Raw genomic sequence first — 12,209 nt, 5'->3', positions numbered from 1 at the left:
TTGCTTTATACAGTAACTTGCCTATAAGGGAAACTATTGAAAATCTTTGGAACCCTGGAACGTCACAACATCCTATGCTACTCCAACATGACACATGAACCTATATACGAAGATTCACACTTTCGCTTGTGACAAGGACTTCAATGGAAAAAAATTTCAATATATTTTCCTGAAGTAGGCCCACATAAAGCAAGTTTATAAATACGAAATCTATAAATAAGAATTATTATTTATACTGGCATGAGCTATTTTATTTAGTATAAACCAATGGATTTTACTATAAAATTATTTTTACCAGTTAGTGGATAATACCATTTGTCTTTGTTCTTAAAACAAGTGGTTTGTTACAATATACACCAAAGCGAGAAAAAACATATTTTTTGGAGAAAATCCACTTTTTAGGGTAGAAAGTGTTGACTATGTATACTTATACCATGTATGATAATACAGGAAATCGATTTTACAATACATAATTTGACAGGAGGAGAATCCATGGGAAATAAAAAAGGATTTGCAGTACCAGATACCTATGTAATCATATTTTTTGTTATTTTATTGGCAGCAGCATTAACATATGTTGTACCAGTAGGTCAATTTGATACCCATGATATTAGCTACACAAAGGCGGATGGAACTGAAAAAACTAAGACAGTTCTTATTCCAGAAAGTTTTAAAATTGTTGAAGATGAAAATGGTGAGTCTGTAAAAAACGGTATAAAATTATTTGAACCTTATGGAGGTGTAGGAGTTACAAACTACATGTTTGAAGGTCTTGTAAGTGGAGATAAATGGGGTTCAGCAGTTGGCGTTGTTGCATTTATCTTAGTTATCGGAGGAGCTTTTGGAATTATTTTAAAAACAGGAGCCGTAGAAGCGGGAATGTTTGCAATGATTAAGAGAACAAAGGGCTTCGAGGTTGCAATTATTCCTATATTGTTTATTTTATTTTCATTAGGAGGGGCAGTATTTGGAATGGGGGAAGAGGCTATTCCCTTTGTAATGATCCTAGTTCCTATTATTGTGGCAATGGGTTATGATGCAGTTACGTGTATATTAATTACATATGTGGCAACCCAAATAGGTTTTGCAACTTCTTGGATGAATCCATTTAGTGTTGCCATTGCACAAGGAGTTTCAGGAATACCTGTCTTATCAGGGGCTGGATTTAGAGTAGTTATGTGGATGTTCTTTACACTTCTTGGTATAGGATATACAATGAGCCATGCTAAAAAGATAAAGAAAGATCCAACAAAATCTATTTCTTATGAGCAAGATGCAGTTTATAGAAATGAACTTAACTCTGATCAAGATATAAAATCAGATTTTGGATTAGGACACACACTAGTTATTTTAACTCTTGTACTAGGTATGGCTTGGGTTATATGGGGTGTAATGAAGTATGGTTATTATATTCCAGAGATTGCAACACAATTTTTTATTATGGGAATTGTATCAGGAATCATTGGTATTATATTCAAATTAAATGATATGACAATGAATGGTATGGCAAAAGCTTTTAAAGAAGGTTCAAAAGATTTATTAGGTGCAGCATTAGTAGTGGGTATGGCAAAAGGAATTATCCTAGTTTTAGGAGGTTCTGATCCAACTACACCAACAGTACTTAATACTGTACTTCACTATACAGGAAATATTGTAGGAAAACTACCACCAGCAGTTGCAGCATGGTTTATGTATGTATTCCAATCAGTGTTTAATTTCTTTGTTGTATCAGGTTCAGGACAAGCAGCTCTTACTATGCCACTAATGGCACCACTTGCTGATCTTGTAGGAGTGAGTAGACAAGTAGGAGTTTTAGCATTCCAATTAGGAGATGGATTTACAAACTTAATAGTTCCAACTTCAGGAATTCTTATTGCTGTTTTAGGAATTACTAAGATAGAGTGGATGACATGGGCAAAATGGCAATTTAAATTCCAAATGATATTATTTGGATGTGCATCTGCATTTGTTATGATAGCCACTGTAATGGGATTTAACTAAAAGAATACCATCTATTTTATATAATGCACCCTATAAGTGGACAATTAAAAAGTCTACTTTCTAGGGTGTTTTTATGTATAAGTTAATAGAAGAAAGTTAGTACAATATAGATTTCTGGTGTATAAACTTGCTTTATACGGGCCTATTTCAGGAAACTATTGAAAATCTTTTCCACCCAAGTCCTTGTCACAAGCGAAAGTATGAATCTTCGTAGATAGGTTCACGTGTCATGTTCAAGTAGCATAGGATGTTGTAACGTTCCAGGGTTCCAAAGATTTTCAATAGTTTCCCTTATAGGCAAGTTACTGTATAAAGAAAATTTAGTGTTACGAAATCTATAAAAATTAAAGGAACTGAAAAAGTTAGTTGTTAAGGTATAACATGAGGTGAAAAAATTAGAAAAAACTGTGTTTAAAACACAGTTTTTTTTAATTATTAAAAGGGAAAAATAGAATATTATAATAGATTAGGGAGTGTTAAAATCTTGTACTATAAATCTTTATACGATAAATCAATGGAATTATTAAAGGAAAGAAAAAAGAATTTGAAGGATAAATGGAATTTTGTAGTAGTTGGAGATACTCATTTGTTTCATAAGGGATCTGATTGTAGAAATGGATTAGATAGGGTGGTGGATTTATTTAAAGAAAAAAACATAGATCCCCTGTTTATAATCCATGTGGGAGATACGATTCACAAAAGATCTGAGGATAGGATGAAAGATTTTGTACAAATTATAAATAGGGATGAAATCTTAAATAAAATTCCCATGTTCTGCGCCACGGGAAACCATGATAGAATAGGGTCCTTTAAGGTTGTAGGAGACACGGAACCTTTTAATAGACATATTGCTCCTTCAGATTATTTTATAGATGTGGATGGGAGTAGGTTTATATGGCTTAATAATACGGGACATGTGGAGAATAAAAAAGAGTACATGGGATTTTCTAAAGAGTATCTTGAAAAGAAATTAATAAATCCTATAGAGAATGGAATTAAAAACAGTATATTTAATTTTTTTATAAGTATGCATATTCCACCTAACTGGGGGAGTTGGACTGATGGAGGGAAAACTGATAACCATACCTTTAAACATGGTGTAGAGGAGTTTGTATACATAATTAAAACCTATAAGAAATATATAAAAGCCATCTTTTGCGGTCACATTCATGCCTATGGAATGCAGACTATAGATAATGTGCCCATAATAGTTACTGGTGGAGGTGGAGGATTATTATGTAAAAACTTTAATGAAACCATAGATCACCATTTTATAGATGTGGAAGTAGTTAAAGATAAGAAAGATAGAAATGTGGCTTTTACAATTTATGAAATTTAAATTGTTTTATATTAAATGATATAATTAAATATACAAGAAGTTAATGAGATTTATGGGGATAAAGAGGTGGGGAATTTTGGACAAAAAATTGTATATAGTAGATTTTAATTATGAGGATGGGAAAAATATAAGAAATCAATTGAATAATTTATTTGAGGATAATATAAATATTAGGTGTATAGAGAGGGAAGAACTAAAGAATTGTGAAAGGGAGTCCTTAATTCTAGTTCCTCATAATAGGACTTTTGTAAATATTAAAGAAAAATTAGGGCAAGGGTCTAGTGTAATAGAAGCAAATTTAACTTTATCTAAAGAATCCATAGATAAAATTAAAAATTTAGACAATAATAAAAAGGTTTGTATTTTTCATGAAAACCCTGAAATAATGGATAAAATTCTATGCGTCATATATAATCTTACAGGAAAAAAACTATACACATATAAATGTGAAAATCCACATGTATGTCTAGATTTAAATAATGAAAAGAAAGAAAATTTTATTGGAAGAGTATTATTAGACCTAAGTACAATAATAGAAGTTGCAGTGAGGTTTAATATAGATTATATAATAAAAAATGAAAATATAATGGAAAAATATAAGGAAATGATTACTAATGAATCAGGATTTCTTCATATGCTTGGAAGGGTTAATAAATTCCAAAGTCAACTTGATATACTATTTAAGGTTATTGATGAAGGGGTTATAATAGGAGATAAAAAGGGGATAGTAAAGACCTTTACAGATAACTGTGGTGAAATAACTGGATATAAGAAAAAGGATGTGATTAATAGGAGTTTAATAGAATTATTTCCACAAATATATTTCAATCCAGTTTTAGAAGATTACATATACATAAAAGAACAGCTTATTAAGATAAACGGAGAAGACATTATAGTATCCATATACCCCATATTTCATTCAAATAGAATGTATGGAGTGGTGGGATTATTTAAAAAGTTCAGTGAACTAGAGAGAAAGCAGCATAAAATAAGGGCGAAATTAATAGGTAAGGGCCATCGTGCGAAGTATAATTTTTCTAATATTATTGGAAAAAGTGAAAAAATAGAAAAGTGTAAGGAAATGGCTAGAAGGATGGCTAAATCCAATTCTTCTGTTCTCATAACTGGAGAAAGTGGAACAGGAAAGGAATTGTTTGCCCATGCCATCCATAATAGCTCTGATAGAAAAGAGTATCAATTTGTTGCTATTAATTGCGGTGCCTTGCCTGAGAGTCTTTTAGAAAGTGAACTCTTTGGATATGAAGAAGGAGCCTTTACAGGAGCTAAAAAGGGTGGAAAGACAGGCCTTCTTGAATTGGCCCATAGGGGAACTTTATTTTTAGATGAAATAGGTGAAATGCCCCTTAAGCTGCAACTAAGACTTCTTAGGGTATTGCAAGAAAAGGAAGTTATGAGAATAGGTGGAGACACCTTAATAAAAGTAGATATTAGAATTATAGCTGCAACAAATAGAAATTTAAAGGAAATGGTATTGGGTGGACAATTTAGGGAAGATTTATACTTTAGATTAAATGTATTACCCCTTATGATTCCTCCCCTTAGAACTAGGACTGGAGATATTATTCCACTTATAGAAAAAATGAAAGATGAATTTCATAGTGAATTTTATTTCATGCCTAATGCCATTGATGCCCTTTTAACCCATAATTGGAGGGGGAATGTGAGGGAACTTAGAAATTATATAGAATACTTTACTAATATTGGGTTAAAAAAGGTGGCAGTGAAGGATTTACCCTTTGATCATATAGGCATATATGAAGAAGGATTAGAAGAAGATGATGTGATTTTTATAGATAAACTTAAAAAGCAAGTGGGAAAGGGAATAAGAAAGTATATATTTGTATTAGAGGAATTAGAAAAGGGGCAAATAATAGGGAAAAGGATGGGAAGGCGAAGTATATATCAAGTGGCAAAGGAAGAGGGCATATATATAAGTGAAAATGAGATTAGAAGTATACTCTCTAGATTAGAACAATTTTTCATGGTAGAAATATATAAGGGAAGAGGAGGTACTGTCATAACGGACTTTGGCAAACGGGCCTTATCTTATATGAAAAAGGGTTAAATGGTGAACTGATTTACACCATTTAACCCTTTAACTTTGAGTAAAATTTTCTGAAAAGGGCAAAAATACTGAAAAAATACAGGGGAATAGTTGGTATGAATTTTGCTGTTAATAATATAGAGGCGTAAAAACTAAAAAGTTTTATTTGTATGAAAAATATTTTGTATACCAAATATAAACTACTAAAAATGGGACTAAGGAGGATGGTTATATGAAAAAAATCATGTCAGGCAATGAGGCCATTGCTAGAGGTGCCTATGAGGCAGGATGTACTGTGGCAGCAGCATATCCAGGAACACCAAGTACAGAAATACTTGAAAATGTGGTTAACTACAAGGAAATCAACTCAGAGTGGTCACCTAATGAGAAGGTAGCCCTAGAGGTTGGATGTGGAGCAGCTATAGGTGGAGCTAGAACATTAGTAGCCATGAAACACGTAGGTCTTAATGTGGCAGCAGATCCATTTTTCACCATAGCATACGAGGGTGTAAATGGAGGATTAGTAGTAATAAGTGCAGATGAACCTGGAATGCATAGTTCACAAAATGAGCAGGACAATAGGTTATATGCACCCCATGCTAAGGTCTGTATGATAGAACCATCAGATAGTATGGAATGTTTAGATTATATAAAAGAATCCTTTAAAATAAGTGAAGAATTTGATGTTCCCGTTATGTTTAGAGTAACTACAAGGATTTGTCATTCTAAGGGATTAGTTACCTTATCAGAGAGAGAAGAAGTTGGCGTTAAAAAATATGAAAAAAATGTACAAAAATATGCCATGATGCCAGCCCATGCTAGAGCTAGACATGTAGTATTAGAAGAAAATTTAGATAGACTAAGAGCATATTCAAATAAATGTTCTTTAAATAGAATGGAAATGAATGATACTAAGATAGGTATAATAACAAGTGGTATTTCTTACCAACATGCTAAGGAAGTATTTGGAGATGAAGTATCCTATTTAAAACTAGGACTTACTTTCCCTATGCCAGATAAATTAATAAAGGAATTTGCAGATAAGGTTCATAAAATCTATGTGATTGAGGAAAATGAACCATATATTGAAAATTTTGTTAAAGCCATGGGAATAAAGTGTACGGGTAAAGAAGTATTATCCCCATGTGGAGAATTAAATCCACATATATTAAGAAAGGCCTTTAAAGGTGAAGAAGAAGATACAGCCTATAAGGTAGATGTTAATTTACCTAAACGTCCACCTATGCTATGTGCTGGATGTCCTCATAGGGGAATATTCTATGCCATGAGTAAATATAAGGATTTAGTTGTATCAGGAGATATTGGATGTTATACATTAGGATTAATTCCACCTCTTAATGTGACAGATACGGTTATATGTATGGGAGCAGGCTTCTCTGCAGCAATAGGACTTAAGAAGGCTTTCCAAATGGGGAATGTGGATAAGAAGGTATTTGGAGTTGTGGGAGATTCTACATTTTTTCACTCGGGAATAACGGGACTTATTGATGCAGTTTACAATAAGACTCCAATAACATTAGTCATATTAGATAATTCTACAACAGCCATGACTGGCCATCAAGAAAACCCTGGAACAGGAAAGACTTTAATGGGTGAAATAACAGAGGTTATAGATATAGAAGCAGTAGTTAAGGCCTGTGGTATAAAAGAGGAAAACGTTGTAGTGGTAGATCCCTATGATTTGGAAAAGACTAAAGAAGGAGTTAGGAAGGCATATAATGCAACGGAGCCATTTGTATTAATAACAAAGAGACCTTGTGCTTTAATTAAGGAAGTTAGAAAGGAAAGGGCTCATCTAAATTGTGAAGTAGTTCAAGAAAAATGCAAAAAGTGTAGAATGTGCTTGAAGATAGGATGTCCAGCTATTACCTTAAAGGATGGAGATATTTTAATAGATAAGGCCATGTGTAATGGTTGTGAATTATGTAAGCAAGTATGTAAATTTGATTCAATTGTAAAGGTGGGTGAATAATATGACTAGGAGTTTATTATTAGTAGGTGTTGGAGGACAAGGGATTATCCTTGCGTCTAAAATCTTAGTAAGTGGTCTTATGAAAATAGGATATGATGTGAAAATGTCAGAGATTCACGGTATGGCCCAAAGGGGTGGAAGTGTGACTACTCAAATTAGATTTGGAGAGAAGGTATATTCTCCATGTATTGTGGAAAATAGTGCAGACTTAGTAATTGCCTTTGAAAAAATTGAAGCCGTAAGATGGCTAGATAAATTAAAAAAAGGTGGCACACTATTAATAAATGATTATGAAATATATTCCCTTCCTGTTTTAATAGGAAAAGAAGAATATCCAAAGGGTGTAATAGAGAAACTAAAGGAAGAAGTTGAGAATTGTAAAGTTTTTCATGCCTTTTCTGTGGCAGAAGAAGTTGGAAATGTCCTAACTCAAAATATAGTAATATTAGGTGCTTTAATAAAAGCTTTAGGAATAGATACTATAGATTGGGTAGAAGTATTAAAGGAAAATATTCCAGAAAAATTACATTATATAAATATTAAGGCACTAAAAAAGGGAATGGAATTATAAAAGTGAGGGATAATATGGTTTTTGAAAATTTCAACAAACTAATAAATAAAGTGAAAAGTAATCAAGAAAAAAGGAGAGTGGCTGTAGTGTGTGCTGAAGATGAGCACACACTAGAGGCTATATTCTTGGCTAAGGGTGATGGAATAGTAAATCCTATACTAATAGGAAATAGTGAAAAAATAAAAGAAATATTAGAAAAACAAAAGAATAAAATAGAAGATGAAAATATTATTCACGCTGATTTTATGGAAGAGGCGGCTAAATGTGGAGTAGATTTAATCCGTGAGAACAAAGCAGATTACTTAATGAAGGGGAAAATTGATACTTCAAAACTTCTTAAGGCCGTAGTAAGTAAGGAGTCAGGACTAAGAACAGGCAGTGTCATGTCCCATGTGGCATTTTTAGAAATACCTACTTACAAAAAGTTATTAGTAGTAACAGATGGTGGAATGGTATTATATCCTACCTTAGAAGAAAAAAAGGCTATTGTGGAAAATGCAGTGAAAACTTTAAAGCTAATAGGATATGAAAAACCTAAAGTGGCAGCCCTTTGTGCCATTGAAAAAGTAAATCCTAAGATGGAAGAGACTGTTCATGCTAAAGAGTTAAAGGATATGAGTTTAAATGGTGAAATAAAAGACTGTATAATAGAAGGTCCCATTTCCTATGATTTAGTTATGAGTAAAAAATCTGCTAGAATTAAAGGCTTTGACAGTCCTATTGTAGAAGATGCAGATATCCTTTTAATGGCAAACATAGGAACTGGAAACATAGTTTCAAAATCACTTATTTATTCAGCCAATGGAAAAATGGCTGGAATAGTAGTAGGTGCCAAAGTGCCTATAGTACTTACATCAAGGGGTTCTTCTACAGAAGAAAAATATTTATCTTTAGTATTAGCTTCAGCTATGGATAGGGAGGAGTAATATGAAACATTATGTATTATCAATAAACCCAGGCTCCACATCTACTAAGGTGGCCATATATGAAAACGAATTAGAAATTCATAAAACTACCATAGACCACTCAAGTGAAGAACTTAAAAAGTATGATAAGACCATAGAACAATGCTCTATGAGACGGGATGCCATACTTGCTTTTTTAGAAGAAGCTGGATTTGAAGTTAAAGATTTGTCTGCAGTAGTAGGTAGAGGTGGAATGTTGCCCCCAGTAAAATCTGGAGCTTACAGGGTAAATGAGAGTATGATAGACAGACTAACTAATAGACCTGTAGTAGAGCATGCATCTAACTTAGGAGCTATTATAGCTTATGAAATAGCTAATCCATTAGGGATTAATGCATATATATATGATTCTGTGGCTGTGGACGAATTAACATCTATAGCCAGAATATCTGGTATGAAAGAAATTGAGAGAAAGAGTTTTTCCCATGCACTTAATATGAGAGCTATGGCCATAAAGACTGCTAAGAAGATTGAAAAATCCTATTATGATTGCAACTTTATAGTTGCCCACTTAGGTGGTGGAATCTCCATAAGTGTTCACAATAAGGGGAAAATGGTTGACATAGTATCTGATGATGAAGGACCTTTTTCACCAGAGAGGGCTGGTAGGGTTCCTTGTAGGGAACTGATCAATCTTTGTTACTCAGGTAAATATGACAAGAAAACCATGAGTAAAATGCTAAGGGGTAAAGGTGGGTTAATATCTTACTTAGACACTAATAGTGCCATTCATGTACAAAAGATGATTGATGAGGGAAATGAAGAAGCTAAGCTTGTTTATGAAGCCATGGCCTATCAGGTGGCAAAGGGAATTGGAGAACTGGCCACAGTTGTAGATGGAAAGGTAGATAGAGTTATAATCACAGGTGGAATAGCTTATTCTAAATTAATAAGTGGATGGATTAAGAGTAGAGTAGAATTTATAGGACCAGTTGAAATAGTTCCAGGAGAAAATGAATTGGAAGCTTTAGCCTTAGGTGGACTAAGGGTATTAAATGGTGAGGAGACAGCTTATGAATATGATTTAGGATAGGGGGTATATCCATGAGTAAGTTTAGAAAAGAATTATTAAATTTAGGTTGTTACGTTCCAGGAAAGCCTATTGAAGAAGTTAAAAAGGAATATGGCTTAGATAGAATTATTAAGCTTGCATCTAATGAGAATCCATTAGGACCATCAAAATTAGCCATTGAAGCTATTAAGAATGAAGCACAAAATGTATTTATATACCCAGATGCTGCAAGTATGGATTTGAGAAATGATATAGCTAAAGAATTAGGGATAGAGGCTCATAATATTATACTTGGAAATGGTGGAGAAGATATTATAAGGATTATAGCTCAAACCTTTGTTGAAAAGGATGATGAAGTTATAATGGCAACTCCTTCATTTATATTATATAAGAATTGGTCTATGCACATGGGTGGAGTGGCAGTAGAAATTCCTCTAAAGGATTATAAGCATGATTTTGAAAAGTTTGTTAATAGTATTAACAATAAGACTAAGGCCATATTTGTATGTAACCCCAATAACCCAGTAGGCAATATTATGACTAGGGAAGAGGTTGATTATTTAGTCAATAATATTCCTAAGGATTTAATTGTAGTTTTAGATGAAGCATACTATGACTATGCTGTTATGAACAAGGATTATCCAGATAGTTTAAGCATATTAAAAGAAAGGCCAAATACAGTAATCATAAGAACTTTCTCTAAATCTTCTGGTATTGCAGGAGTTAGGGTTGGTTATGCAGTCTCAAGTAAAGAAATCATAAGTGAGATGACTAAGAGTAAAACTGTATTTAATGTGAATAAGATAGCTCAAGCAGCAGCAAGGGCTGCCCTAAAGGATAAGGAACATATTGAAAATACTGTTAAGTTAAATTATGAGTCCTTAAAGATGATTACAGATTATTGTAACAAAAATAACCTTGAATATGTGGAATCTAGTGCAAACTTCATTTTTATGAATGTGGGTAAAGATTCTAAGGTAGTATTTGAAGAATTACTTAAAAAGGGCATTATCATAAGGCCAGGATTTTTGTGGAAATATGATAATTGGTTAAGGGTAAGTACAGGTACATTAGAACAAACTAAAGAATTTATAGATGAACTAGATAGAATACTATAGAAAGAAAACTCCTTCTGTTTTTAGAAGGAGTTTTTTTAGAAGGATAATTCATGATTAAAAGAGAAAATATATATTTGTCATGTGAAAATAGGGGGAATGTGAGCCTTCGTAGGCAAGTTACTGTGTAAGGAAAACTTTCATTTGATAAATCCATATAGGAACAGGGGGATGACCGTGTTGGAGAAAAAGAGATTTGGTGTGTCTAGTATAATTGCTATTTTAATGGGATTGATGGCCATAGTAGTATGTATACCTGTATTGTTATGTGTATTTATTCCTATAGGTAAGATATGTTTAGAGGAGGGTTGGGATGAGGCACTTTTGTGGTTACTAAGTAAGTGTGAGAAAAAAGGTAAGAAATCATTAGATTTAGAGTAAAGGATAGGGTTAATCTTGTAGTGTTGTGGTATAATTTCAATAGATAAAAGACAGATGAGGAGATTGATATGGAATTTGTAATTATAGATTTTGAGACTACAGGATTATCTAATGAAGATAAGATTATTGAAATAGGATATGCCCATGTTAAGGGGAATGAAGTAGTTAGAACTGGAGGGAAAATTATTAATCCAGGAATAAAATGGTTAAATCCTAGGATAACGGCAATTACAGGTATAACTACAGATATGGTAAAAAAGGCAGACAAGATAGAGGATGTATTTCCTAAATTTCATAGATTCTTGAAAAATAAATTAATAGTGGCTCACAATGCTTCCTTTGATATGAGATTTTTAAACAATCAATTAGAGGAGATGGGAGAAGAAAAAATTAATAATTATCTTTGTACGAAGAAACTATTTAAGGAATATAAAAAGTTAAAGGGAATAGGAACAAAGGGGAATAAGTTAGAGGACTTAACAAGACACTTTAATCTTAATAATGAAAGGGCCCATAGGGCTGAAAGTGATGCTTATGTCACAGCTAAAGCATTTATAAAGATGATAGAGCATATGGATTATACCTTATATATAAAGTAGAAAAAATACAGCCAATTATGGCTGTATTTTAATTTTCAATTATTGCATGTGACCCAATATAATCTTTTAATACAAATCGTGTATTAGTTAACTATTAATGGAAAAACTAATAGTATGAAAATGTATATTTAAAAGGATATTATTAAATAATTAGTATAGGTTATAGAT

Annotated in this window: 10 protein-coding genes; all 10 read left to right on the top strand. The window is 32.7% G+C overall.

Translation table 11 applies throughout. The features are described 5' to 3' along the window. The first annotated feature begins 492 nt into the window (after positions 1-492). Positions 493-2,001 (top strand): putative basic amino acid antiporter YfcC, encoded by a 1,509-nt coding sequence (gene yfcC / locus N4A57_RS17115; protein ID WP_293659292.1) that lies wholly within the window; start codon positions 493-495, stop codon positions 1,999-2,001. Positions 2,002-2,485: 484 nt separating this feature from the next. Beyond that, entirely contained in the window at positions 2,486-3,340 is an 855-nt protein-coding gene (locus N4A57_RS17110) for a metallophosphoesterase family protein (protein ID WP_293659291.1), read from the top strand. 76 nt (positions 3,341-3,416) lie between these two features. Next, entirely contained in the window at positions 3,417-5,426 is a 2,010-nt protein-coding gene (locus N4A57_RS17105; RefSeq protein ID WP_293659290.1) for a sigma-54 interaction domain-containing protein, read from the top strand. Positions 5,427-5,637: 211 nt separating this feature from the next. Then, positions 5,638-7,398, top strand: a complete 1,761-nt coding sequence (gene iorA / locus N4A57_RS17100) for an indolepyruvate ferredoxin oxidoreductase subunit alpha (RefSeq protein ID WP_293659289.1) — start codon at positions 5,638-5,640, stop codon at positions 7,396-7,398. 1 nt (position 7,399) lies between these two features. Next, positions 7,400-7,969 (top strand): indolepyruvate oxidoreductase subunit beta, encoded by a 570-nt coding sequence (locus tag N4A57_RS17095; protein WP_293659288.1) that lies wholly within the window; start codon positions 7,400-7,402, stop codon positions 7,967-7,969. 14 nt (positions 7,970-7,983) lie between these two features. Beyond that, complete coding sequence (locus N4A57_RS17090) at positions 7,984-8,895, top strand: bifunctional enoyl-CoA hydratase/phosphate acetyltransferase (RefSeq protein ID WP_293659286.1); 912 nt, start codon at positions 7,984-7,986, stop codon at positions 8,893-8,895. Position 8,896: 1 nt separating this feature from the next. Next, positions 8,897-9,967 carry a butyrate kinase gene (gene buk / locus N4A57_RS17085; RefSeq protein WP_293659285.1) on the top strand — a complete coding sequence of 357 codons (1,071 nt, stop codon included), beginning with the start codon at positions 8,897-8,899 and terminating at the stop codon, positions 9,965-9,967. An 11-nt stretch (positions 9,968-9,978) separates the two neighbouring features. Beyond that, the gene (gene hisC / locus N4A57_RS17080) at positions 9,979-11,064 is read left to right on the top strand and encodes a histidinol-phosphate transaminase (RefSeq protein WP_293659284.1); all 1,086 of its coding nucleotides are present in this window, start codon (positions 9,979-9,981) and stop codon (positions 11,062-11,064) included. Between the two features lie 174 nt (positions 11,065-11,238). After that, on the top strand, positions 11,239-11,442 hold the full coding sequence (locus tag N4A57_RS17075; RefSeq protein ID WP_293659283.1) for a hypothetical protein: 204 nt from the start codon (positions 11,239-11,241) through the stop codon (positions 11,440-11,442). 68 nt (positions 11,443-11,510) lie between these two features. Beyond that, on the top strand, positions 11,511-12,041 hold the full coding sequence (locus N4A57_RS17070) for a 3'-5' exonuclease (protein ID WP_293659282.1): 531 nt from the start codon (positions 11,511-11,513) through the stop codon (positions 12,039-12,041). The last annotated feature ends 168 nt before the right edge of the window (positions 12,042-12,209 follow it).

The organism is Anaeromicrobium sp., assembly GCF_025210435.1.
Classification (GTDB): domain Bacteria; phylum Bacillota; class Clostridia; order Peptostreptococcales; family Thermotaleaceae; genus Anaeromicrobium.
Note: the sequence above shows the minus strand (reverse complement) of the source record. Positions and strands in the feature narration are given on the sequence as shown.